At 42.6% G+C, this 24,200-nt stretch carries 20 protein-coding genes; 12 read left to right on the top strand and 8 right to left on the bottom strand.

What is annotated here, in order from left to right; genetic code table 11:
• The first annotated feature begins 25 nt into the window (after nt 1-25).
• From ileS to Q0E03_RS01405, 3 genes are all read left to right on the top strand, one after another.
• Nucleotides 26-2,815, top strand: a complete 2,790-nt coding sequence (gene ileS, locus Q0E03_RS01415; protein ID WP_297128544.1) for an isoleucine--tRNA ligase — start codon at nt 26-28, stop codon at nt 2,813-2,815.
• Nucleotides 2,816-2,901: 86 nt separating this feature from the next.
• Nucleotides 2,902-3,399 (top strand): signal peptidase II, encoded by a 498-nt coding sequence (gene lspA, locus Q0E03_RS01410; RefSeq protein WP_297128541.1) that lies wholly within the window; start codon nt 2,902-2,904, stop codon nt 3,397-3,399.
• A complete protein-coding gene (locus Q0E03_RS01405; RefSeq protein ID WP_297128538.1) occupies nt 3,392-4,306 on the top strand; it encodes an RluA family pseudouridine synthase in 915 nt (304 codons plus the stop codon). Before lspA ends, Q0E03_RS01405 begins: the two co-directional genes overlap by 8 nt.
• Before the next feature lie 41 nt (nt 4,307-4,347).
• Here the strand turns inward: Q0E03_RS01405 and purB are convergent, their stop codons facing one another.
• Genes purB through Q0E03_RS01380 form a run of 5 tightly spaced genes read right to left on the bottom strand, consistent with a single transcriptional unit; the run spans nt 4,348 to nt 9,146 of the window.
• Entirely contained in the window at nt 4,348-5,781 is a 1,434-nt protein-coding gene (purB, locus tag Q0E03_RS01400; RefSeq protein WP_297128535.1) for an adenylosuccinate lyase, read from the bottom strand.
• Nucleotides 5,781-6,491 carry a phosphoribosylaminoimidazolesuccinocarboxamide synthase gene (gene purC, locus Q0E03_RS01395; protein ID WP_297128532.1) on the bottom strand — a complete coding sequence of 237 codons (711 nt, stop codon included), beginning with the start codon at nt 6,489-6,491 and terminating at the stop codon, nt 5,781-5,783. Before purC ends, purB begins: the two co-directional genes overlap by 1 nt.
• Before the next feature lie 37 nt (nt 6,492-6,528).
• Nucleotides 6,529-7,746, bottom strand: a complete 1,218-nt coding sequence (locus Q0E03_RS01390; protein WP_297128530.1) for an LL-diaminopimelate aminotransferase — start codon at nt 7,744-7,746, stop codon at nt 6,529-6,531.
• Between the two features lie 24 nt (nt 7,747-7,770).
• Nucleotides 7,771-8,622, bottom strand: coding sequence for a diaminopimelate epimerase (gene dapF / locus Q0E03_RS01385; RefSeq protein WP_297128527.1), 852 nt, complete (start codon nt 8,620-8,622; stop codon nt 7,771-7,773).
• Between the two features lie 8 nt (nt 8,623-8,630).
• A complete protein-coding gene (locus Q0E03_RS01380) occupies nt 8,631-9,146 on the bottom strand; it encodes an ANTAR domain-containing response regulator (RefSeq protein WP_297128524.1) in 516 nt (171 codons plus the stop codon).
• Between the two features lie 333 nt (nt 9,147-9,479).
• Between Q0E03_RS01380 and glgB the strand changes: the two genes are divergently transcribed.
• Genes glgB through glgA form a run of 4 tightly spaced genes read left to right on the top strand, consistent with a single transcriptional unit; the run spans nt 9,480 to nt 15,321 of the window.
• Nucleotides 9,480-11,531 carry a 1,4-alpha-glucan branching protein GlgB gene (glgB, locus tag Q0E03_RS01375; RefSeq protein WP_297128521.1) on the top strand — a complete coding sequence of 684 codons (2,052 nt, stop codon included), beginning with the start codon at nt 9,480-9,482 and terminating at the stop codon, nt 11,529-11,531.
• 18 nt (nt 11,532-11,549) lie between these two features.
• Nucleotides 11,550-12,755 carry a glucose-1-phosphate adenylyltransferase gene (locus Q0E03_RS01370; protein WP_294834938.1) on the top strand — a complete coding sequence of 402 codons (1,206 nt, stop codon included), beginning with the start codon at nt 11,550-11,552 and terminating at the stop codon, nt 12,753-12,755.
• A 2-nt stretch (nt 12,756-12,757) separates the two neighbouring features.
• Entirely contained in the window at nt 12,758-13,879 is a 1,122-nt protein-coding gene (gene glgD / locus Q0E03_RS01365; RefSeq protein WP_297128518.1) for a glucose-1-phosphate adenylyltransferase subunit GlgD, read from the top strand.
• 14 nt (nt 13,880-13,893) lie between these two features.
• Nucleotides 13,894-15,321: a glycogen synthase GlgA gene (gene glgA / locus Q0E03_RS01360; protein WP_297128515.1), complete on the top strand. Its 1,428-nt coding sequence runs from the start codon at nt 13,894-13,896 to the stop codon at nt 15,319-15,321.
• 312 nt (nt 15,322-15,633) lie between these two features.
• Here glgA and Q0E03_RS01355 read toward each other — a convergent pair whose 3' ends face one another.
• The 3 genes from Q0E03_RS01355 to Q0E03_RS01345 all read right to left on the bottom strand — a co-directional run bounded on the left by Q0E03_RS01355 (nt 15,634) and on the right by Q0E03_RS01345 (nt 17,913).
• Nucleotides 15,634-15,855, bottom strand: a complete 222-nt coding sequence (locus Q0E03_RS01355) for a hypothetical protein (protein WP_297128513.1) — start codon at nt 15,853-15,855, stop codon at nt 15,634-15,636.
• Between the two features lie 91 nt (nt 15,856-15,946).
• Nucleotides 15,947-16,540 (bottom strand): AAA family ATPase, encoded by a 594-nt coding sequence (locus tag Q0E03_RS01350; RefSeq protein ID WP_297128511.1) that lies wholly within the window; start codon nt 16,538-16,540, stop codon nt 15,947-15,949.
• 14 nt (nt 16,541-16,554) lie between these two features.
• Nucleotides 16,555-17,913 carry an SLC13 family permease gene (locus Q0E03_RS01345; protein ID WP_297128508.1) on the bottom strand — a complete coding sequence of 453 codons (1,359 nt, stop codon included), beginning with the start codon at nt 17,911-17,913 and terminating at the stop codon, nt 16,555-16,557.
• Nucleotides 17,914-18,101: 188 nt separating this feature from the next.
• Between Q0E03_RS01345 and prfB the strand changes: the two genes are divergently transcribed.
• From prfB to mreC, 5 genes are all read left to right on the top strand, one after another.
• Nucleotides 18,102-19,220, top strand: coding sequence for a peptide chain release factor 2 (gene prfB, locus Q0E03_RS01340; protein ID WP_297128505.1), 1,119 nt, complete (start codon nt 18,102-18,104; stop codon nt 19,218-19,220).
• 63 nt (nt 19,221-19,283) lie between these two features.
• The gene (locus Q0E03_RS01335) at nt 19,284-20,138 is read left to right on the top strand and encodes a polysaccharide deacetylase family protein (protein WP_297128502.1); all 855 of its coding nucleotides are present in this window, start codon (nt 19,284-19,286) and stop codon (nt 20,136-20,138) included.
• A gap of 97 nt (nt 20,139-20,235) precedes the next feature.
• On the top strand, nt 20,236-22,197 hold the full coding sequence (locus Q0E03_RS01330) for an MFS transporter (protein WP_297128499.1): 1,962 nt from the start codon (nt 20,236-20,238) through the stop codon (nt 22,195-22,197).
• 167 nt (nt 22,198-22,364) lie between these two features.
• Nucleotides 22,365-23,345, top strand: coding sequence for a rod shape-determining protein (locus Q0E03_RS01325; RefSeq protein ID WP_297128496.1), 981 nt, complete (start codon nt 22,365-22,367; stop codon nt 23,343-23,345).
• Between the two features lie 18 nt (nt 23,346-23,363).
• On the top strand, nt 23,364-24,197 hold the full coding sequence (gene mreC / locus Q0E03_RS01320; protein WP_297128493.1) for a rod shape-determining protein MreC: 834 nt from the start codon (nt 23,364-23,366) through the stop codon (nt 24,195-24,197).
• Nucleotides 24,198-24,200: the final 3 nt, after the last annotated feature.

Raw genomic sequence — 24,200 nt, 5'->3', positions numbered from 1 at the left:
AACAAACTGTAAGGAGTAAAAACCAATGGACTATAACAAAACACTTAATTTGCCAAAAACCGAATTCCCTATGAGAGCTTCTCTCCCTCAGAGAGAGCCTGAGTTTCTCAAGGATTGGTATGAAAACGACCAGTACGGAAGATTGATGAAGCACAACGACGGCAAGCCTCTCTTTGTTCTTCACGACGGACCTCCATATGCAAACGGCGATATTCATATCGGTCACGCACTCAACAAGACACTCAAGGATTTCATTGTTAGATATAAGAATATGACCGGCTTTAAGTCACCATATGTTCCGGGTTGGGACACTCACGGTCTTCCGACAGAACTTGCTGCCCGCAAAAAGGCAGGCATCACAGCCGAGTCAAATATTACAGACCTTGAGCTTCGCAAAATCTGCCGTGAAACAGCACTTAGCTATGTTGATTTGCAGAGAGAAAGCTTTAAGCGTATGGGTGTTATCGGCGAATGGGATAACCCATATATCACACTTCAAAAGGAATTTGAGCAGGAGCAAATTAAGGTGTTTGCTTCTATGGCATCAAAGGGCTACATCTACAAGGGATTGAAGCCTGTATATTGGTGTGCGGATTGTAACACAGCTCTTGCAGAAGCAGAAATCGAATACGCAGAAGATCCATGTCATTCAATTTATGTAAAGTTCAAAGTTACAGACGATATGGGCAAACTCACCGCTCTTGGTGCAGAACTTGACAAAACATATTTTGTAATTTGGACAACAACAACTTGGACTCTCCCTGCAAACGTTGCTATCTGTGTTGGCCCTAACTATGAATACAGCCTCCTCAAGGCAAACGGCGAATACTATGTTATGGCAACAGACCTTGCACCTGCCGCAATGGCTGACGCAGGAATTACAGATTATGAAACAGTTGGCATTATCCGTGGTGACGAGCTTGAATATATGAAAACCGCTCATCCGTTCATCGACAGAACTTCTCTTGTTATTGTCGGCGATCATGTCACTCTTGAAAGCGGTACAGGTTGCGTACACACAGCTCCGGGTCACGGTGTTGATGACTTTATCGTTTGCCAAAAGTATAAGGAAATCCCTATCGTTGTTCCTGTAAACGACAAGGGCGTTCTTACAGAAGAAGCAGGTCAGTTTGCAGGTCTTACAACAGACGAGGCAAACAAGCCTATCGCAGAGCATCTTGAAAAAATCGGTGCACTTTTCGCACTCAAAAAGATTAAGCACCAATATCCACACTGCTGGAGATGTCACAAGCCTGTTATCTTCCGTGCAACATCACAATGGTTCTGCTCGGTTGACGACTTCAAGGATGCAGCAGTAAAGGCAGCAGAGGATGTAAAATGGTATCCTGAATGGGGTAAGGACAGACTTCAGTCTATGATTGTTGAGCGTGCCGATTGGTGTATTTCCCGTCAGAGAAAATGGGGCGTTCCTATCCCTGTTATGTACTGTAAAGACTGTGGCAAGGAAATCATCGATGAGGGTATTATGAACAAGGTATCCGACATTTTCGGTGAAGAAGGTTCAGACGCTTGGTTTGCTCACGATGCAGAATACTTCCTCCCTGAAGGCTTCAAGTGCCCTCACTGCGGCAAGGCTAACGGCTTTGAAAAAGAAAAGGACATCATGGATGTTTGGTTCGATTCGGGTTCATCACACGCAGCAGTTTGCAAGAACAGAAGCTATCTCAAGTGGCCTGCTGATGTTTATCTTGAGGGCGCAGACCAATATCGTGGTTGGTTCCAATCATCGCTTCTTACATCTGTTGCAGGCGGCAACGGTGCTCCTTACAAGCAGATTATTACTCACGGCTGGACAGTAGACGGTGAGGGCAGAAAGATGTCTAAGTCACTCGGCAATGGTATTGCTCCGCAAGAGGTTATCGATAAGTACGGTGCAGACATTCTCCGTTTGTGGGTTGCTTCTGCCGATTATCACGCAGATATCCGTATCAGCCCTGAAATCTTGAAGCAGATTTCCGATAACTATCGTAAGATTAGAAACACCGCAAGATATTGCCTTGGTAACCTTTACGACTTCAATCCTGACACCGATATGGTTGCAAATGAGGATTTGGAAGAACTTGACAAGTACGCATTGATGAAACTTGACGAAGTTCTCAACACAGCTCATCAGGGCTATAATGAATATGAATATCACACAACAGCACACGCACTTCACAACTTCTGTGTTGTTGATATGTCAAACTTCTACTTTGATGTTCTTAAGGACAGACTTTACACTTCTGCTCCTCAGTCAAAGTCAAGAAGAGCTGCTCAAACAGTTCTCTACAAGGTTCTTGACGCTCTTTGCCTTGTTCTCACTCCTATTCTTGCATTTACTTGTGATGAAATTTGGAAGGCTATGCCTCACGATTCTTCAAGAAATGTTGAGTCACCGCTCTTCAATGACATTCCACAGGGCAACTATATTGACGCTGATGAGAATTTCATCGCAAAGTGGGATAAGATTCACGAAATCAGAACCGATGTTCAAAAGGCTCTTGAACTTGCCCGTAACGAAAAAGTAATCGGTAAGCCGCTTGAGGCAAAGGTTATTCTTCACGCTGACGGCGACCTTGCAGACTTCCTCAAGGCAGAGATCAAGGCGTTGCCTGAAATCTTCATCACTTCCGCTGTTGAACTTGCAGATGGCGAAGGCGCTGTAAAGGGCGAGGTTGCAGGTCTTTCCGTAACAATCGCAAAGGCAGACGGTGAAAAGTGCGAGCGTTGCTGGAAGTTCTCCGACACGGTCGGTCAGGACGCAGAACATCCGACTCTTTGTGCACACTGTGCTCAAACAATGAAAGAATTATAATTTATCAATCAGTTGTTCCTCCCTTGCAAAAGGGAGGTCAACGCTTTGTTTTGACGAAAGACAGAAAATATGGAGATTTGCTCATAATGAAGCATATTAAAAAACATATTTCTTGCACGATTATGATTGTTCTTATCGTTGCATTTGACCAGATAACTAAATATTTTGCTTCATTAAAGCTTGCTGACGGAAGCGTTGCAAAGTTCATTCCCGGTGTTGTGCAGTTCAGATATGCCGAAAACACGGGTATGGCTTTTTCAATGCTCAGCGGTGCAAGGTGGATTTTTGTTGCCTTGACTTTTGCCGTGTGCGTCGGTGCTTTTTATTATTTGTTTTCAAACAAATGCAAAAGCCTGTGGTTGTATTGGAGCATTGGTGTTGTCGTTTCGGGCGGTATAGGAAATCTCATTGACCGAGCAAGATTTGGCTATGTTGTTGATTTTATCGAGCCGACCTTTGTGGATTTTGCTGTTTTCAACATTGCCGATTGTGCAGTTACCTGCGGTGCGGTTGTGCTTATTGGCTACTTGCTTTTTGATGCTTTCAGCGATATAAAAAAGCCAAAGGAGAAGTCCAATGGCTGAAAATTATAGCTTTGTGTGCGAGTCAAACGGCATACGAATAGACAAGTTTTTAACTGAAAATATCGAGGATATTACTCGCTCTGCCGTGCAAAAAATCATTGATGAAGATAATGTATCCGTAAACGGCAAAACGGTTTCCAAGAACTACAAGTGCAAGGCAGGGGATAGCATTGAAGTTGTTGTTCCCGATGCAAAACCGCTTGAAGCCGTTGCGCAGAATATTCCGATTGATATAGTTTTCGAGGACGAATATCTGCTCGTAGTCAACAAACCAAAGGGGATGGTTGTTCACCCTGCAAACGGCAATCCGGACGGCACTCTTGTCAATGCTTTGCTGTATCATTGCGGTGACAGCCTTTCGGGTATAAACGGCGTTATCCGACCGGGCATTGTGCATAGAATAGACAAGGACACTTCCGGACTTTTGATTGTTGCCAAAACCGACAAGGCTCACATCGGTCTTGCCGAGCAAATCAAGGAGCACAGCTTTTCTCGTGCTTATGAGGCAGTTGTTTACGGCAATATCAAAGATGACAGCGGAACAGTCTGCCAGCCTATCGGCAGGGACAGCAAGGACAGAAAGAAAATGGCTGTCACTATGAAGAATTCAAGGCCTGCCACAACTCATTATGAGGTCATCAAGAGATACGGCGATTTCACTCATGTAAGGTGTATTCTCGAAACGGGGCGCACTCATCAAATCAGAGTGCATATGTCATATATCGGGCATCCTGTTGCAGGCGACCCCGTGTACGGTCCAAAAAAGGTTATAACCCGATTGAACGGTCAGTGCCTCCATGCAAAGCATATCGGATTCGTTCATCCGATAACCAATGAATATTTGGAGTTTGAAAGCGAATTGCCCGAATATTTCACATCATTTCTAAATTATCTTGAAAATAAATAACCGACAGATAGACAAATCTACCTGTCGGCTATTTTTGTTATCTATACATTGATTTCGACATCGACACCAAGCAAATCCTTGTTTTCTTCAAGAATAGGATTGATGACTTCGTTCAAGAAATCGGCTGTTTGCTCAGGCGCTCTGCCGACAAAGTTAGTAGGCTTGAGAATAGCAAGGATTTCTTCCTTTGTAGTCATAAATGCAGGGTCAGCCGCAATTCTGTCCACAAGGTCGTTCTTGCCGCCTTCAACCTTAACAACAGCACCGGCTGCCATTGAGTGTTGACGGATTTTCTCGTGGAGTTCTTGTCTGTCGCCACCCTTTTTAACAGCGTCCATCATAATGTTTTCTGTTGCCATAAACGGAAGCTCACTCATAAGTCTTGCTTCAATAACCTTTGGATAAACTACAAGACCGCTTGTAACATTGATGTAAAGGTCGAGTATGCCGTCAATAGCAAGGAATGCTTCGGCAACACTTACACGCTTGTTTGCGCTGTCGTCAAGAGTTCTTTCAAACCATTGCGCAGACGCTGTCCAAGCAGGGTTGAGAGCGTCAATCATAACATATCTTGAAAGAGATGCAATTCTTTCGCTTCTCATTGGGTTTCTCTTGTAAGCCATAGCGGATGAACCGATTTGATTCTTTTCAAACGGTTCTTCAATTTCCTTAAGATTTTGAAGAAGTCTTAAATCGTTTGAGAATTTGCAACAACTCTGAGCAATGAGTGCAAGGCAGTTGCAAACGATGGTGTCGAGCTTTCTTGCATATGTTTGACCGCTTACAGGGAAGCAAGCCTTGAATCCCATTTTTTCAGCAATCTTTCTGTCAAGTTCTTTGCACTTTTCATGGTCGCCGTCAAAGAGTTCAAGGAAACTTGCCTGTGTGCCTGTTGTACCTTTTGAGCCAAGAAGCATAAGAGTGTCGAGCACGTGGTCAACTTCGTTGAGGTCCATAACCAAGTCCATAAGCCAAAGAGTTGCTCTCTTACCTACTGTTGTTGGCTGTGCAGGCTGGAAGTGTGTAAAGCCAAGGCATGGCATATCCTTGTATTCGTCTGCAAATTTTGCAACTGATGAAATAGCGTTTACAAGCTTTTTCTTAACAAGGTTGAGTGCCTCACGCATTGTGATAACATCTGTGTTGTCGCCAACATAGCAGGAAGTTGCGCCGAGGTGAATGATGCCCTTTGCTTTTGGACATTGCTCACCGTATGCATGAACATGGCTCATAACATCGTGACGGAATTTCTTTTCGTATTCCTCTGCAACTGCATAGTTGATGTCGTTTGCGTGAGCCTTTAATTCGTCGATCTGCTCTTGTGTTACATTGAGTCCGAGTTCGTGCTCTGCCTCTGCAAGTGCAATCCAAAGTTTTCTCCATGTTCTGAACTTGAAGTCCGGAGAATAGATGTATTGCATTTCCTTGCTTGCGTAACGAGCGTTAAAAGGGGAATTGTATGTATTGTATTCCATTAGTTAAGTCCTACTCTTTTCATCATTTCTTCGTATGCTTCTTCAACACCGCCAAGGTCACGACGGAATCTGTCCTTGTCGAGCTTTTCGTGAGTCTTGATGTCCCAGAAACGGCAGGTGTCAGGGCTGATTTCGTCAGCAAGAACGATTGTGCCGTCGGCTGTCTTGCCGAATTCAAGCTTGAAGTCAATAAGTTCAACGCCGATTGAAGCAAAGTACTCTTTGAGAACTTCGTTTACTTTGAATGCCATTTCCTTGATTGTTTCAACTTCTTCCTTGGTTGCAAAGCCACAAGAAACTGCGTGATAGCCGTTGATGAGCGGATCGCCAAGTTCGTCATCCTTGTATGAAAATTCGATTGATGGGCAAACAAAGTCCATACCCTCTTCAAGACCGAGTCTCTTGCAAATTGAACCTGCTGCTCTGTTGCGGATGATAACCTCAAGAGGAACAATCTTTACCTTTTTAACTGCTGTTTCTCTGTCTGATAATTCCTCAACAAAGTGGGTTGGAATGCCGTGCTTTTCAAGGATTTGCATAAGGTAGTTGCTCATTTTGTTGTTTACAACACCCTTGCCGACGATTGTGCCCTTTTTGATACCGTTGAAAGCAGTTGCATCGTCCTTGTAGTCAACGATAACGATGTTCTCGTCGTCAGTTGCCCAAACTTTCTTTGCCTTGCCCTCATAGAGTTGTTCTGTCTTTGTCATAATGTTAGCCTCCTGCATTTTAATCCTTATATGTTAATTATTTTTTGTATACTGCTTTGATTCTTTCGATTGCTTCGATTGTCTTTTCTGTTGAGCCGAATGCTGTCAGTCTGAAGTAGCCCTCGCCGGCAGGACCGAATCCTGAACCCGGAGTACCTACAACCTGACACTTTTCAAGGAGTTCATCAAAGAATTCCCAGCTTGTGTATCCCTGTGGAACTCTGAGCCAAATGTATGGTGAGTTTACACCGCCGTAGCATTCAAAGCCTGCGTCCTTGAGACCCTCAAAGATAATCTTTGCGTTGTTTTGATAGTAAGCAAGAGTTTCCTGAATTTGCTTCTTGCCTTCTTCCGAATAGATAGCTTCTGCGGCTCTTTGGGTGATGTATGAAACACCGTTGAACTTTGTTGCCTGGCGTCTTGCCCAAAGAGGATTGAGTGATGTGCCCTCAAATTCAAGTTCTTTCGGAACTACTGTGTAGCCACATCTCATACCTGTAAAGCCTGCTGTCTTTGAGAATGAACGAAGCTCGATAGCGCACTTCTTTGCACCCTCGATTTCGTAAATTGACTTTGGAATACCCTCCTCAACAACAAAGCTTTCATAAGCTGAGTCAAAGAGAATGAGTGACTTGTGTTCAAGTGCATAATCAACCCACTTCTTGAGTTGCTCTTTTGTTGCAACCATACCTGTTGGGTTGTTAGGAAAGCAGAGATAAATTACATCAGGAACTTCTGACGGAAGATCAGGTGTAAAGTTGTTCTCTGCTGTGCATGGCATGTAGATGATGTTGCTCCAAAGACCGTTCTCGTCCTTGTCACCGCTTCTGCCTGCCATAACGTTTGTGTCGATGTAAACAGGGTAAACAGGGTCGCAGATTGCAACCTTGTTGTCTACTGAAAAGATGTCGCCGATGTTGCCGCAGTCGCTCTTTGCACCGTCAGACAAAAAGATTTCGTCTTTTGCGATGTCAATGCCTCTGTCGGTGTAGTCGTTCTTTTGGATTGCTTCAAGGATGAAGTCGTATCCGTACTCAGGCGGATAGCCTTTGAATGTAGCCTCGCAAGCCATTTCGTCAACAGCCTTGTGCATTGCATCAATTACAGCCGGTGCAAGCGGTCTTGTAACATCACCGATTGAAAGGCGAATTACATCAGCCTCAGGATGAGCGGCTTGATATGCTCTCTGCTTCTTTGCAACTGTAGAGAACAAATAGCTTGACTCGATTTTTAAAAAGTTGTCATTGATTTTCATATCTTTAAACCTCCGTTAAATTACTTATATTTCAACCTCTCCGGTGAACGCATATTCAGCCGGACCGGTCATAATAACACTGTCGTTTTCGTTTCCGCTCCACTCGATGAGCAAATCTCCGCCGAGGAGGTGAACGGTAACCTTGTTGTCGCAGTAGCCGTTGAGAATTGCAGAAACAGCGGTTGCACAAGCACCTGTGCCGCATGCAAGAGTTTCTCCCGCACCACGCTCGTAAACACGCATTTCAACATTGCTTCTGTCAATAATCTTTGCAAATTCGGCATTCACTCTGTCGGGAAACAGGCTCGTGTCTTGCTCTGCGATACTGCCGTATTTGTTCAAATCAAATTCGCTTGGGTGTTCGTCAATAATCATTACTGCGTGCGGATTACCCATTGAAACGCAGGTCATATTGAATTCTCTGTCGCCAAAGGTGACTTTTTGATTTATACATTTTTCGCTGTCGAACATAACGGGAATGTCGCTTGATTTGAGTATCGGTTTGCCCATATCAACTCTTGCAGTCACTGCTTTGCCGTCAACATCATTCACTTTGATGTGCTTGATTGCCCCCATAGATTCAATTGTGAATTCCTTTTCTCTGTTTGTATAGCCTTCGTCAAAAAGGTATTTTGCAACACAGCGTATGCCGTTGCCACACATAGCACCTCTTGAACCGTCAGCGTTGTACATCACCATTTCGTAATCGGCAACCTTGCCTTTTTTGATGACAATCAAACCGTCACCGCCAACACTGAAGTGCCTGTCTGAAAGCTTTTTTGCGGTTTCGCTTTCGTTCGGTATTGTTTGCTTCATACCGTCAACGTAGATGTAGTCGTTGCCGGCACCGTGCATTTTAACAAATTGTAATTTCATAGCATCACCTATTCAAATTTTGCAATTATGTCTTTTGCGACATCAACCATTTTTTTGCCACACCGCATACTTTCGCTTTGCAAAAACTTGTGCGCTTGCATTTCGCTCATATCATTGGTGTTCATCAAAATGGCTTTTGCGTTTGATATGTATTCGCTGTCGCTGAGATTTCTGGATGTAAACGAGCTTTCGGTTGTAACAAGAATTTCAACCGTTCTTAAAAATTCGTCTTTGTCAAGAGGCAGGGGCAGACAAATGAGATTGCCCATATAATCTTCCTTTCCGCTTTTTGACAGAGCGATTACATCAAAGCCCGACGGCAGTCGTTCAGCCACAACGCCTGCACCCATATCACGCAGAATGGATGCACAAATGATGACTCCGCTTCGCATATCAGCCGCAATGCCAAGGGCACTTGCACCCGTGGCGCAGATGTGCGATACATACAGACCGTCTTCTTCAAGGAAGCTTTTCAGCTGCAAAGCAGTGCTTCTGCTTGGGTATGCAACAATGATGTTTTTCATAAACTATACTCCGCCTTGATTTATTCGTCCATAATATATATGCGTCATATTATAAAAATATAAAATATTATAACATATTATAGTGAAATGTGGCAATAGAAAAAACAGGATAATTTGATTAAAAATTTGTTACTTTTACCGATTTGTACATATTTTGTGCTATTTTGACAAAGTGCACAGATTTTATAATTATTTTACATTTTCTTGTAACAAAATAACCAAATAACACTTGAAAAACGTTTGTAATAGTGTTATTATTATTTTATAGAATATTCAAAGTAGGGAAAGTGTACCCTTTTTGTTGTTTAGTGTTTGTTAACGAAAGGAATTTCTATGAAAAAATTGAAAGAAGAATATCAGCTTCCTGTATATCTTTTTCATGACGGAACTAACTACAAAGCCTATGAATTTTTCGGCAATCACAGAATTGACGAAAGCAAGGTGGCTTTTAGAGTTTGGGCACCTAATGCACAGGGTGTGTCTGTTGTGGGCGATTTCAATTCTTGGAATGAAAATGCAAGCAAATGTGTTGCCGTTTCTCCGGGGATTTGGGAAGCGATTGTGGATAATGTTAAAGTATACGACTGCTACAAATATGCAATAAAAACCGGCACAGGAACAACCTTGTTAAAGGCTGACCCTTATGCTGTGCATCAGGAAACCCGTCCGGGTACAGGCTCAAAGGTTTACGAGCTTGCTGATTACAAGTGGAAAGATTCCAAATGGCAACTTGACAAAAGCCGACAGAATATTTTGGAAAAGCCTGTTAATATCTACGAGGTTCATATGGGTTCGTGGAAAATGCACGATGACGGAAACTTCCTGACTTATCGTGAACTTGCCGAGCAGCTTGTTCCGTATGTAAAGAATATGGGCTACACTCACATTGAGATGCTTCCGATTATGGAGTATCCGTTTGACGGTTCGTGGGGATATCAGGTTACAGGCTATTTTGCCGCAACTTCACGCTATGGACTTCCTGAGGATTTGAAGTATTTTGTAGACACTTGCCACAAGGAGGGAATAGGCGTTATTCTCGACTGGGTGCCTGCTCACTTTCCAAAGGATGCCTTTGGACTGTACGAATTTGACGGCACTTGCTGTTATGAATACAGCGATATGAAAAAAGGTGAGCATAAGGAATGGGGCACAAGAGTGTTCGACTATGCCAAGAAAGAGGTTAAGTCCTTCCTTATTTCATCTGCTAATTATTGGATTGAGGAATTTCATTTTGACGGAATTCGTGTTGATGCCGTTGCGTCTATGCTTTATCTTGATTATTGCAGAAAAGACGGCGAGTGGACACCGAACAAGAACGGCGGAAGAGAAAATCTCGAAGCTGTCGATTTCTTCCGTCAACTCAATTCAACTATTCTTTCGAATCATCCGGGTTCGATGATGATTGCCGAAGAAAGCACCGCTTGGCCGATGATTACTATGCCTCCGTCAGAGGGCGGACTCGGTTTCAATTTCAAATGGAATATGGGTTGGATGAACGATATGCTTCGCTACACATCGCTTGACCCGTTGTTCAGAAAAGGCAATCACAACTGCATTACATTCAGCTTTTTCTATGCGTTCAGCGAAAACTTTGTTTTGCCTGTATCTCACGATGAGGTTGTTCACGGCAAGGCAAGTCTTTTGAACAAAATGCCGGGCGACTATGATATGAAGTTTGACGGTTTGAGGCTGTTCCTTGCATATATGATGGCTCATCCGGGCAAAAAGCTCTTGTTTATGGGCAGCGAGTTCGGTCAGTTTATCGAATGGAACTACAAGCAGGGACTTGATTGGCTTCTTCTTGATTATGACAAGCACAGACAAACCTTGGAATTTTCAAAAGAACTTAACAAGTTCTATAAGGAACACAGCGAACTTTGGGAAATTGATTATAGCTGGGACGGATTTCAATGGATTTCTTCCGAGGATAATTGCAACAGCGTAATTGCTTTTAGAAGAATGAACAAAAAAGGCGAGGAACTTATCTCCGTGTTCAATTGGACGCCAAACAGTTTTGATTCGTACCGTATCGGAGTTCCGAAGAACGGAACATATAAGGTTGTGTTTGACACTTCGCTTGAAAAATTCGGCGGTGACAAGCACAGAATGTCAGGCTCGTATAAGTCTAAAAAGGGCAGTATCCATGGCTACGAGCAGTATATTGATTTGAAACTTCACGGCTTGTCGGCAATATTTCTAAAGAAAACCGCAGACAAACAGCCTGCAAAAAAAGATAAGCCGTCAAAGGCTGAAAAGGAAGTTGCAAAGCCTGTAAAACAGCAGGCAGTTAAAACAGAAGTGAAAGAGGAGAAACCTGTGCAGGAAAAGTCAAAGCAGACACCTGCAAAAGCTTCCAAACCAAACAGTAAAAAATCAAAGAGATAATATAGGAGGATTTACAGTATGTCAAAAACAGAAGTTGTTGCTATGCTTCTTGCCGGCGGTCAGGGCAGTCGTTTAGGCGTTCTTACCAAAAGCGTGGCAAAGCCTGCTGTTCCGTACGGCGGAAATTATCGAATTATTGATTTCCCGCTTTCAAACTGCGTAAACAGCGGTATTTATACGGTTGGTGTTCTCACACAGTATCAACCGCTTGTGCTCAATGATTATTTGGGCAACGGTCATCCGTGGGATTTGGACAGACTCAACGGCGGTGTGCACATTTTGTCACCGTATGAGGCTATAGGCGGTGCTTCATGGTACAAGGGCACAGCAAATGCCATTTATCAAAACATCAACTTTATTGAAAAATATGACCCAAAATATGTAGTTATCCTTTCGGGTGACCATATTTATAAGATGGATTACTCAAAGATGATTGAGTTCCACAAAAAGAACGATGCCGATTGCACAATCGCAGTTCTTGAAGTTCCGTGGGAAGAAGCTTCACGCTTCGGTATTCTTGCAACAGACGAAAACGACAAGATTTATGAATTTGCAGAGAAACCTGCCGAGCCGAAGTCGAACAAAGCATCTATGGGTGTTTATGTGTTCTCGTGGGATAAACTCAGAAAATATCTTTGCGAGGACGAGGCAGACGAAAATTCTGCAAATGATTTCGGTAAAAACATTATTCCGAATATGCTTGCAGACGGTCAGCGTATGTTTGCTTATCCGTTCAAGGGATATTGGAAAGATGTCGGCACAATCGATTCTCTTTGGGAGGCAAATCTCGACATCATCAACCCTAATGTTGACCTTGACCTTTCCGACACTTCTTGGAGAATTTACAGCAGAACTCCTGACGCACCGCCTCATTACATAGGCAAAAATGCAACTATCGAAAACTCATCGATTTCCGAGGGTTGCGATATTGACGGCACGGTTGAATATTCTGTTGTTTCTTCAAAGGTAACTGTTGAAGAAGATGCAGAAGTCAGATTTTCTGTTATTATGCCGGGCGCAACAATCAAAAAAGGCGCAAAGGTATATTATTCAATTGTAGCCGAAGATGCAGTTATTGAGGAAGATGCACAGGTCGGTGCAATTCCCGAAAATTTGAAAGACCCGTCCACTTGGGGCGTTGCAGTTGTCGGTTCAAATGCAAAAATCACCAAGGGAAAAAAGGTTGAACCAAAAGATATGATTCCGTCAGGGGAGGAGGTATAAGTATGAACGGAAAAAATGTACTCGGTATGATTTTTGCCAATATTCACGAGGAAACTCTTGAATCGCTTACAGAGTTGAGAACAATGGGCTCTGTTCCGTTTTGTGCAAGATACCGCCTTATCGACTTTCCGCTTTCAAATATGGTTGAAAGCTCAATAACAAATGTCGGCGTTGTTACAAACGCAAACTTCAATTCGCTTATGGACCATGTCGGTACAGGCAAGCCGTGGGATTTGTCACGCAAGACAAACGGTTTGCACATTCTTCCGCCGTATTCAAGCAATTCCGTAACTATGTGGGGCAACAGAATTGATGCTATTTATGGGAATATGGGCTTCCTTGACCATTCAACACAGGAATATGTGTTGATGTCGGATTGCTATAATCTTATGAATATCGACTTGTCAAAGGTGTTTGATGCACACGAAAAGTCCGAAGCAGATATCACAATCGTTGGTGTCAAGGCTAAAAAGCCTGTTTCATTCAGCAATGTTCTTGTTTTTGACAAGGTTGCGGATGACGGCAGAATTTTGGAGGCTTCTATCGACCCCGATGTTGAAACTGCTTTCTATTCAACAAATGTTGTGCTCATCAAAAAGTATTTGCTTGAGGAATTGGTAACAAACGCTCATTCAAAGAACAAGATTTCGTTCCAACGCAATATTCTTCTTGAAAGCATAAAGAACAAAAAGGTTTATTCTTATGACGCAACAGATTGCTTTGTCGGCACCATCGACAGCGTTCAAAGCTATTATGATGTGTCAATGAGCATACTTGAAAGAGAAAACAAAAAGGTTCTCTTTGCTCCGGAACGCCCTATTTATACTAAAGAGCGTGACGATATGCCGACTCTTTACGGTATGGAGGCAGATGTCAAAAATTCTCTTGTTGCCGACGGTTGCGTTGTTAAGGGCACAGTTGAAAATTGTATTCTTTTCAAGGGTGTAAAGATTAAAGAGGGTGCTGTGGTTAAGAATTCTATTCTTATGCAGGACACCGTTATTGGTGAAAATGTAAAAATCAATTATGTAATCGCAGATAAGGATTGTAATATCAAGTCCGATGTTGAGCTTTCCGGTGCAGCAAATTATCCGGTTTGCATTTCAAAGGGCACAAAGATTTAGGGGGGAATATACAAATGAAGGTTTTATATGTTGCTTCTGAAGCGTTGCCTTTTATGGCTTCCGGAGGATTGGGAGATGTTGCGGGCTCGTTGCCTGTTGCACTTCGCAAGCGACTTATCGGTTGCCGTGTTGTAATGCCTCTTTATGATTCAATCAAGCAGGAATATAAGGATAAGATGAAGTTTATTGCTTCAATTTCCGTTCCTGTTTCGTGGCGCAGACAGTATTGCGGTATTTTTGAGGCAAAGCATAACGGAGTAATTTATTACTTCCTTGACAATCAATATTATTTCAAGCGTGACGGAATTTACGGTCATTATGACGATGCGGAAAGATTTGCTTTCTTCTCAAGAGCCGTTCTTGAGATTATTCCTCACATTGACTGGAAGCCGGACATCATTCATTGCAACGATTGGCAGTCGGCTCTCACACCGCTTTATTATTCTTGCTACTATGCAAACCAAATGGGATATGAGAACATCAAAACTGTTTTCACAATTCATAACATTCAGTATCAGGGCAAGTACGGTGATGAACTTCTCAACGATGTTTTGGGCATTGCACCTGAATACAACAATCTCATTTTGTACGATGGACTTGTTAACTTTATGAAAGCAGGCATCGAGTGTGCAAATAAAGTGACAACCGTTTCTCCGACCTATGCAAAGGAAATTCTTGACCCGTGGTATTCCTACGGTCTTGACCCGATTCTTAATCAGCGTAGCTGGAAACTCTGCGGTATTCTCAACGGTATTGATACCGAAAATTATAACCCTGAGACCGACCCTGACATTGTTGCAAACTACAATGCCGAAAATTGGAAAAAGGGCAAGGCAGAGTGCAAAAAGGCTCTCCAAGAGCAGATGGGTCTTGCTGTCAGAGATGATGTGCCGATTATCGGTATTGTATCTCGTCTTGTCGGTCACAAGGGACTTGACCTCATCCGTGAGGTTATGGAAAAGAGCCTTTGGGAGCGTGATATTCAGTATGTTGTTCTCGGTTCGGGCGAATGGCAGTACGAGAGCTTCTTCAGAGAACTCCACGACAAGTATCCTGACAAAGTCGGCGTAACAATCGGATTTATTCCTGACCTTGCACGCAAGATTTATGCAGGTGCAGACTTGTTCCTTATGCCGAGCAAGAGCGAACCTTGCGGTCTTTCACAGATGGTTGCACTTCGCTATGGCACAGTACCTATCGTTCGTGAAACAGGCGGTCTTAAGGACTCAATCACCGATTCGGGTGACGGCGAGGGCAACGGATTTACTTTCCAAACATATGATGCATACGATATGCTCGGTGCAATCTACCGTGGCGTAGAGGCTTATAATAATAAGGATTATTGGCCGACTCTTGTTGAGCGTGCACTCAACTGTGATATGTCTTGGGGCAAATCCGCAAACGAGTACATCAAGATGTACAAATCACTTCTTAAAGATTAAGACAAACAAAATAAAAGTGCATTGGTATTTCACAATACCAATGCACTTTTCAGACTGTCGATAAAGCTCCTGAAACACGCCAAAATATAAATTACCACATTAGCCTCCTCTTAAATGTAAGGGGAGGTGGCAACACGAAGTGTTGACGGAGGGGTTTTAAAAATGCTGTAGGTATTGAACCTACGGCATTTTTGGCGTTTTTCGTTTTTTGCTCGGGGGCGGTACCTATGTACAGCTCCCACTCGCAAGAAAACGAAATTCAGAACCTTTCTCAACAGCCTTGGGCGTGTCAAAAATAATTTTTATATAATTTTACTTACGCTTATCTGTGACCTTTTTTATAATTTTATTTATCAACAAAACTATTGCATTAAAAACTAACCAAACAAAAACTATGATTTCAATATGCATTCTCAGCGGTACAGCTGTCAGCATATCATTGTAGGTCAGGCAAATATAAACTATGTACCCAACAGCGATAATACTGCTTATTATGATTAAAGCATATTTGACGGCTTTGATGATTTTTTGCATTGTATTACCTCCCCGGTTTCAGCATATTGCCTTTGAATAGATTGTCAAAGTGTTTTATGATTTGTTTGCAACGAGGTTGTATGATAAGCGTTTATTCGATTATGTTTTTGATGTACGCATCAATTACATCGGTGGCGTTGTCGATTCCGACTTTGCTTGTGTTGATGAGCAAGTCGTAGTAGCGAGAGTCGCCCCATTTGTATTTTGAATAGCGGTTGTGATAACTGCGTCTGATCTTGTTGCGCTTTTCAACAAGCTCTTTTGCGTCGTCATAGCGGAGCTTTTCAATTGATGCAATTCTCTTAATTTTTGTGTCTGTTTCGCCTGTAACAAAGATTTTAATGAGCCCCTCATATTCACGCAAAACATAGTCGGCGCATCTGCCGAGCACGATGAATGATTCGCCGGATTCCGCACGCTCCTTGAGGTAGTCAAATTGCATTTGAGCAACATTGTCCTCGTGAGAGTTTGAGTAGCCGTCAACCGAGCGTGAAAGCCAAATGTTTCTTGCTCTTTCATCGTATTTTTTCAGCTCGTCAAGGTTTAGGTTCTTTTCTTGTGCGACTAAATCCAAAAGATTTTTACCGTAAAGGCTTACATTGTATCTTTTTGCCAATTCCTCGGCGATCACACGACCGCCCGAGCCGTATTCACGACCGATTGAAATTATAAATTGTTTAGCCATAAATTAACCCTCCTTTAGAAGTATCTTAATTTGATTACTATCATTGCAATGATGAGAACAATTGCCGTTGCCGGTATTGCCGATTTGCAATATTTGCCCCAGCCGACAGGGTGACCTGCTTTTGAAATAACCGAAGTTCCGACAACATTTGCCGAAGCACCGATAGGTGTTGCGCTTCCGCCGATGTCTGTGCCGACAGAAAGTGAATATGCAAGAGTTGCAAGTTCAGCACCCGGAGTTGTTGCTGCAAGACTCTTGATAACAGGAACCATTGTTGCCGCAAACGGAATGTTGTCAACAAATGCGCTTGCAAGAGCAGAAATCCACATAATGATGAGCACCATAGCAAAGATGTTGCCGCCGCAGATTTTTTCAATAAAGTTTGCAATAAGCTTCAAAACGCCTGTTTGCTCAAGTCCGCCGACAACAATAAACAAGCCGATGAAGAACAAAAGCGTTTTGTAGTCGATTTTCTTCAAAATAAACTTGATGTGCTTAAACGAAGTGATGAGTGTAATTGCCGCAATAAGCACACCGATAAATGCAACGGTAAGTCCTGTTTGTGCGTGAGTTACAAGGAGGACAACAGCAATAAGGAAAATGATTGTGCTGATGATGAAGTCCTTTTTGTTCTCAATCGCATCGGACGGATTTGGGAATGTTGCAGGGTCAACAGGTTCGTTGCTTGATGCCGAAAGCTCCTTTTTGAATGAAAAGAAGAAGAACAAAATAATGAAAACAAGCGAGATACCTGCAATAAGACCTGTATTTGTGAGGAAGTCGGCAAAACTGTAGCCGAGTGCTGTGCCAATGATGATGTTTGGCGGGTCACCGCACATTGTTGCGGAACCGCCGAGGTTTGCACAGAAGATTTCCGCAAGCACCATCGGAACGGGTGTAAATTTGAGAAGTTGAGAAAGTTCAACTGTAACTGCTGCCAAGAACAAAATTACGGTGATGCTGTCAATGAACATTGAAAGCACGGCACTCATAATCATAAATGTTACGAGAATCGGCATAACTTTGTACTTAACTGCTTTTGCGATTGTGAGGCAGAGCCAGCGGAAAAATCCTGCTTTTGCCATACCCTCAACCATAACCATCATACCTGCTATGAATATGATTGTCGACCAGTTGATACCGCTTGAGCTTTCGCCGCCCTGTGATGAAACGTGCCAAAACTCAGTTGTGAATATGCTTTTGATGTTGAGTGTTTCCATTATTGCACTCGGACTTCTCATACAAATTCCAAATACAATAACGATAGTTGCAAGACCACAACCCAATGTTACCCACTGGCGTGGGATTTTGTCCATAATAATAAGTGCGAACATAACGACAAAAATTATTACGGCACAGATTTGTGCTGCCATATTTTATTAGCCTTCTTTCTTTTATGTTTTTCGCCTTTATTATATGCCTATTGTTTTTGTTTTTCAAGATAAAATGTAATTATTATATTCTATTTATTTTTTTCCTTGAAAATTATATACTTATACTATATAATATTATAGCATAAAATAATCAATTAACATATTTAATACTTTTTCGGAGAAGAATAATGATAGAATTTGAAGAATTGAATCAAAGACTTATGCAGTCTGAAGAACCAATAAACAATTTAAAAGAAGCACTTGATATAGACAATGTTAAGCTTCAAATTGAAGAACTCGAAAAGCAGAGCGCCGCTCCTGATTTTTGGGATGATATGGAAAACAGCCAAAAGGTTATGCAAAAAATCGGCTCACTCAAAGCAAAGGTTGCATCATACGAAAATCTCAAAAATGATTTTGATGACGCGCAGGTTATGATTGAACTTGCAAACGAGGAAGAGGACGCTTCTTTGGTTGAGGATTGCACAAAATCTGTTGATGATATTGAAAGCAGAATTGAAAAGCTCACTCTCTCAACCCTCCTTTCGGGCGAGTTTGACGACAACAACGCTATTCTCACTTTCCACGCAGGTGCAGGCGGAACAGAGGCTCAGGACTGGGCAGAGATGCTTTTCCGTATGTACAATCGTTGGGGCGAAAGAAACGGCTACAAGGTGTCAACTCTCGACTATCTTGAGGGTGATGTTGCAGGTATCAAGAGTGCAACAATCCGTGTAGAGGGTGAAAATGCTTATGGCTATCTCCACGGCGAAATGGGTATTCACCGTCTTGTTCGTGTGTCACCTTTCGATTCATCGGGTCGCCGTCACACTTCGTTTGCTTCTCTTGAAGTTATGCCGGAGATTGACAATGATGTCAATGTAGAAATCCGTGAAGAGGACATCAAGATGGATGTTTATCGTGCATCGGGCGCAGGCGGACAAAAGGTAAACAAGACTTCTTCCGCCGTTCGTCTTACTCATATTCCGACAGGCATCGTTGTGTCATGTCAGGTTGAGCGTTCACAGCATCAAAACCGTGAAATGGCAATGCTTATGCTCAAGTCAAAACTTGTTGAAATCAAGGAAAGAGAAAATCTTGAAAAGATTGACGACATCAAGGGTGACCAAAAGGAAATCGCTTGGGGCAGTCAGATTCGTTCCTATGTGTTTATGCCGTACACAATGGTAAAGGACCACAGAACAGGCTTTGAAATGGGCAACATCAATGCTGTTATGGACGGTGACCTTGACGGCTTCATCAACGCTTATCTCAAAATGAAAAGCCTTGAAAAATCCGACAAGTAATTCAAAATTTTACAATGGTATTTTAACCTCCTGCGTCAACAATAGATGTAGGAGGTTTTTATTATGAAATTTCAAAGGATATTGTTGCCCGTTTTGTGCGTTTGTATGCTGTTTGGATGTGCAAAGGGGAATACAAACAGTAACGAAAATATTACTGCAAGTAAAAAAGCAGAAACCACAACCAAAGCTGTCGAAACAACTGCACCAACCGCAAAGGCTGTTGCGGGACTTGATTCCCTGAGCACCGAAAAAATTGTTTGGGGTCCGGGAAATATTGTTGAACATAAGCAACCAAATGACCCGCTTTTGCTTCAAAAACGCTTTTCAAATATGGATGCAAGGTGGCTGTTGAACGATGAAAAAAAGATATGTCTAACCTTTGATGAGGGCTACGAAAACGGCTATACTCCACAGATTTTGGACACTTTAAAGGAAAAGGGAGTTAAGGCGATTTTCTTTGTGACATATGATTTTGCATCTCAAAACCCCGACCTTGTCAAACGAATGATAGACGAGGGGCATATTGTCGGCAACCATTCCTACCGTCATTATACTATGGACGAGGTGAGCGACGATGTTGCCAAAGAGGAAGTAAGCTATCTTCACAAGTATGTCAAAGATAAGTTTGGCTATACAATGAGTTATTTCAGGTTTCCAAAGGGCGAGTTTTCGGAGCGCTCATTACAAATTGTAAAAGATTTGGGGTATAAATCTGTTTTTTGGAGCTTTGCCTATGCCGACTGGGACCCTGATAATCAAACGGAGGAAAATCAGGCTTTCACCCATATTTGTGAAAGTACCCATCCCGGTGCAATTTTTCTTCTTCACGCTGTCAGCAAAACCAATGCTAATATTCTCGGCAAAGTTATTGATGATGTGAAAAAACAAGGCTATACTTTTTCCACAGATATTTGTTAATATTATGTTGATATTGTTGTTCTCCTATGTTATAATTTAACAGAAACTTGTGCCGTATGCGGTAAAAATGTATGAAAGTTTCACAAAAGGGGTAACAATGAAAATATCAGGAGAAAAGATTAAACAGACCGTGTTGTCTGTAAAAGATCATTGGAGCAAGCCGCCTGAGGGGCGATATATTCCGTATAAGGAAATACTTGCGTACAGCATTGGCGGTATCGGTGTAAAATTCGTAATTTATACGATTTGGTATATCTCGCTGTCTGCCACGAGCTTGCTTGCAGGTTCGGCACTCGGACTTAAAAACGGCGACCTTGTAAAGCTCAATCTTGCAGCTACGATTATCGGCTTGTTTTTAGGCCCTATCAGAGGATTGATTATTGACAACACTCGGAGCAGTAAGGGAAAATTTCGACCGTATCTGCTTTATACGGGCATACCGTCAGGCTTGATGCTGACTGTTTTTGCCTTTCTTCCGTTTGAAACAATGTCGTACAACCAAAAACTGTGGGCATTGTTCATATCGTATATGCTTCTTCAACTGTGCTATCCGTTCTATGACCAAGCGTATACAACCCTTGTTCAGGTAATGAGTCCAAACTCGACCGAGCGTGCGGATGTAATCACAATTTCAACCTTTATCTATTCGCTCGCACCGTCAATTATGAACTTCTTTGTTCCGTTCATTGCAGGCTACACGGGCGGTCTTGAACACATCGGTGCATACCGTGTTATTATGCCTGCTCTCGGTATCGGCGGTGCTCTCATCGGTCTGTTCAGCTATTTTGGTACAAAGGAACGAATTATCGTTTCTAAGGACTATACACCGAAAGTGCCGTTCTTTAAGGGCATCGGTGCAGGTATTGCAAATAAGTATCAGTGGGCACGCTCACTTACTTCTTGGTGTATTCTTTTGCAGGCGGGTGTCGGCAATATCACCACTTGGTATTTCTACTACGGCATCAAAGATGTGCTTAATCTCACGACCGAAAAGCAAGGACTTTTGAATGGTACTCTTGTAACGATTTTGGGTGCTGCCGCAACTCCGGCAATGCTTATTTCACCGTTCTTGATTCGCAAAATCGGCAAGCGAAATATGTTCATTTTGTACATCGTTACAAATATTTTTACCCTTGTCGGTATGTACTTGTTCATCGAACAAATCTGGGTGCTCTTTGTGTTTGTGTGGCTCAGAAATTTCTTCTGCACATTTACTCTCATCACAGACGGCGCAATGAGCGCCGATGTGCTCGATTATCAGCAATATAAGACAGGCGACAGACTTGAGGGTCTTATGGGTCAGTTCGTCGGCACAATCGGTGTTTTTGTAAGTATGGGCATTACATATTTCACTCAAACAATCGTTATGCAAAACCATTTTGGACTTGTTGACAACTATGACGATTTGTATAAGGCTTCGTTCAGAGAACCGATTTCAAAGGGTATGATTTTGATTGCTATTGTCGGCTTTGTGCTTGCTCTTATTCCGTTTGTCACAATGTATACTTTGACCGAAGAAGAACACGAATCTCACATCAAGGTACTCAAAATCCGTGCGGCTCTTGAGGACTATGCAACCGATTCGCTTTCTGACGGTCAGCTTGACGAGGCAAAGCAGATTTATTCCGATTCCGTAAAGGAATATGATGAATGTATCAAGGCTCTTGAAACCGCAACGAAGAAAAAAGAACGCAAAAAGCTTCAAACTAAAATCAAGGCTCTTGAAATTGTTGTGAACGAAAAAGAACGCTTCACAACAGAAAGAATGATTAAAAAGACCGCAAAGGCAACCGAACTCTTATCACATACTGTTGAGGAACTTTACGGCATCAGCGAGCCGACTCTTGATAAATATAACGAAGCAAATGCTATGAGCGAAAACACCAAGGAGGAGGCAACCCTCAAGGCAACAAAGCTCAAGGAGGCTTCAAAAGAACTTGACACCTTCCACAAAAAGGCATATGACTATATTCAAGCTCGCAAACTTATCAAGCAAAAGGAATACTATGCAAATTGGGACAAAATCTTTGTGTCTGAACCTGAATTGCAGACCGCTTGATTTTGGCTGACATAGAAATATTTTGACACAAAAACCTTCTGTTCACGCAGGAGGTTTTTTGTATAATTTGACATTTTTATTAAATTTTCAAATAACTGTTGAGATTATCTATTCTATATTATATAATAATAAATTGATATGAAATAATTATGAAAGCGGGTTTTAAAATGCTTTTTTCAAGAGATATTGGAATTGATCTCGGCACATCCAACACAAGAGTTGCCGACAAAAAAGGTCATATTATAATTAATGAGCCGTCTGTTGTGGCAGTTGATGTAAAATCAAAGAGAGTGCTTGCAACGGGAAACGAAGCAAAAAATATGATTGGCAGAACACCGGGTTCAATCGTTGCTGTCAGACCTATGAGGGCAGGCGTTATTGCTGACTTTGATATGACTGCGGATATGCTTCACGATTTTATGGACCGTTCAACATCACGCAATGTTTTTACAAAAACAAGGGTTGTTGTCAGCGTTCCGTCTGATGTAACAGAGGTTGAACGCAGAGCCGTTGAGGATGCTGTTCGTTCGGCAGGTGCTCAGGAAGTAGAACTTGTTGAGCAATCGATGGCAGCGGCTCTCGGCGCAGGACTTCCTGTTTATGAGGCAACAGGTTCAATGATTATCGACATTGGCGGCGGTACAACCGATATTGCCGTGCTCTCTCTCGGCGGAATTGCGTGCTGCAACAGCATCAAGGTCGGCGGTGAGGCTATGGACGATGTAATCGTAACTTATATGCGCAAGACTCACAATCTTCTTATCGGCGAGCGTACGGCAGAGGATATCAAGCTTAAAATCGGCTCTGCATTGGAATATGACGGCGAAGCCGCTATGGAGGTAAGAGGCAGAAATCTTACTGACGGACTTCCGGGAAGTGTGGAGATTACATCATCCGACATTCGTGAAGTTCTCCAAGAACCTGTCGGTCAAATATTGACCGCTGTCAAGGAAACTCTTGAGGTTACTCTCCCTGAACTTTCGGCTGATATTATCGACCGTGGAATTTATCTCACAGGCGGTGCAAGCCGACTTCGTGGGCTTCGTGATTTGATTGAAAACGAAATTAAAATTCCGATTATCGTGCCTGAAAATTCAACCGATTGTGTTGCACTCGGCACATCAATCAAGCTCCGCAGAGCAAAATAATACAGAAGTGAATCGAATATGAAAAATTTATTTAACACAAAACCGTTCAAAATGGTTGTGAGCATTATTGCCGTGTTCTTGATTGGTGCACTTATTGCCGCCGCAAACGGTCATGGCGAAACTGCACAGTCAACCGTTGTGGGCACGCTGTTTTCTCCCGCTCATTATGTTGCACAGAAAATTTCAAACGGTCTTGATAATGTTTCGGGCAATGTAAGCGGAAACGCTCAGTATGAAAAAGAGATAAGAAAACTCCAGTCACAAATCGGTGATTTGCAGTCACAGCTTGTTGATTACGAAAATTTAAAAAGACAAAATGAGCTTTACAAGGAATTCCTCGGAGTCAAGGAAGAACACAAGGATTTCCGATTTGTTGAGGCTTCCGTAACGGGCAGAGACAGTGCGGATATATACAAGTCGTTCACTGTTTCAAAGGGTACTGTAAACGGCGTTGCTGTCGGCGATGCGGTTATGTACGGCAAGTATCTTGTCGGCGTTGTTGACAAGGCTTATCCTACTTATAGCGTGGTCAAGACTATACTTGACCCTGATTTCAGCGTGTCGGCATACGAACTTATTTCAAACGAGATTTCTTATGTAACGGGCACGGCGAGTCTTGCCAAGGAAAACAAGTGTAAGATGGCAAACCTTGATGCCACAACAAAGATTACAAACGAGGCTATTATTTGCACGGCAGGCGTCGGCGGAACTGTGCCAAAGGGATTGATTATCGGCACGGTTGATGAAATTGCAGACGAATCAACCGATATTTCGTCTTATGCAATCATCACGCCGGGAACTGCTATTGAAAGCATAAACACTTGCTTTATACTCACAGATTACAAGAATTAAGGA

The sequence above is a fragment of the uncultured Eubacterium sp. genome (assembly GCF_934525195.1).
In the GTDB taxonomy this organism is placed as follows: domain Bacteria; phylum Bacillota; class Clostridia; order Oscillospirales; family Acutalibacteraceae; genus Eubacterium_R.
The sequence above is the reverse complement of the archived record's forward strand: the minus strand, read 5'-3'. Positions and strand labels throughout refer to the sequence as shown.

Coding starts and splice junctions, on each gene's coding strand:
- ileS (WP_297128544.1), top strand. CDS start 26: ATGGACTATAACAAAACACTTAATTTGCCAAAAACCGAATTCCCTATG.
- lspA (WP_297128541.1), top strand. CDS start 2,902: ATGAAGCATATTAAAAAACATATTTCTTGCACGATTATGATTGTTCTT.
- Q0E03_RS01405 (WP_297128538.1), top strand. CDS start 3,392: ATGGCTGAAAATTATAGCTTTGTGTGCGAGTCAAACGGCATACGAATA.
- purB (WP_297128535.1), bottom strand. CDS start 5,781: ATGGAATACAATACATACAATTCCCCTTTTAACGCTCGTTACGCAAGC.
- purC (WP_297128532.1), bottom strand. CDS start 6,491: ATGACAAAGACAGAACAACTCTATGAGGGCAAGGCAAAGAAAGTTTGG.
- Q0E03_RS01390 (WP_297128530.1), bottom strand. CDS start 7,746: ATGAAAATCAATGACAACTTTTTAAAAATCGAGTCAAGCTATTTGTTC.
- dapF (WP_297128527.1), bottom strand. CDS start 8,622: ATGAAATTACAATTTGTTAAAATGCACGGTGCCGGCAACGACTACATC.
- Q0E03_RS01380 (WP_297128524.1), bottom strand. CDS start 9,146: ATGAAAAACATCATTGTTGCATACCCAAGCAGAAGCACTGCTTTGCAG.
- glgB (WP_297128521.1), top strand. CDS start 9,480: ATGAAAAAATTGAAAGAAGAATATCAGCTTCCTGTATATCTTTTTCAT.
- Q0E03_RS01370 (WP_294834938.1), top strand. CDS start 11,550: ATGTCAAAAACAGAAGTTGTTGCTATGCTTCTTGCCGGCGGTCAGGGC.
- glgD (WP_297128518.1), top strand. CDS start 12,758: ATGAACGGAAAAAATGTACTCGGTATGATTTTTGCCAATATTCACGAG.
- glgA (WP_297128515.1), top strand. CDS start 13,894: ATGAAGGTTTTATATGTTGCTTCTGAAGCGTTGCCTTTTATGGCTTCC.
- Q0E03_RS01355 (WP_297128513.1), bottom strand. CDS start 15,855: ATGCAAAAAATCATCAAAGCCGTCAAATATGCTTTAATCATAATAAGC.
- Q0E03_RS01350 (WP_297128511.1), bottom strand. CDS start 16,540: ATGGCTAAACAATTTATAATTTCAATCGGTCGTGAATACGGCTCGGGC.
- Q0E03_RS01345 (WP_297128508.1), bottom strand. CDS start 17,913: ATGGCAGCACAAATCTGTGCCGTAATAATTTTTGTCGTTATGTTCGCA.
- prfB (WP_297128505.1), top strand. CDS start 18,102: ATGATAGAATTTGAAGAATTGAATCAAAGACTTATGCAGTCTGAAGAA.
- Q0E03_RS01335 (WP_297128502.1), top strand. CDS start 19,284: ATGAAATTTCAAAGGATATTGTTGCCCGTTTTGTGCGTTTGTATGCTG.
- Q0E03_RS01330 (WP_297128499.1), top strand. CDS start 20,236: ATGAAAATATCAGGAGAAAAGATTAAACAGACCGTGTTGTCTGTAAAA.
- Q0E03_RS01325 (WP_297128496.1), top strand. CDS start 22,365: ATGCTTTTTTCAAGAGATATTGGAATTGATCTCGGCACATCCAACACA.
- mreC (WP_297128493.1), top strand. CDS start 23,364: ATGAAAAATTTATTTAACACAAAACCGTTCAAAATGGTTGTGAGCATT.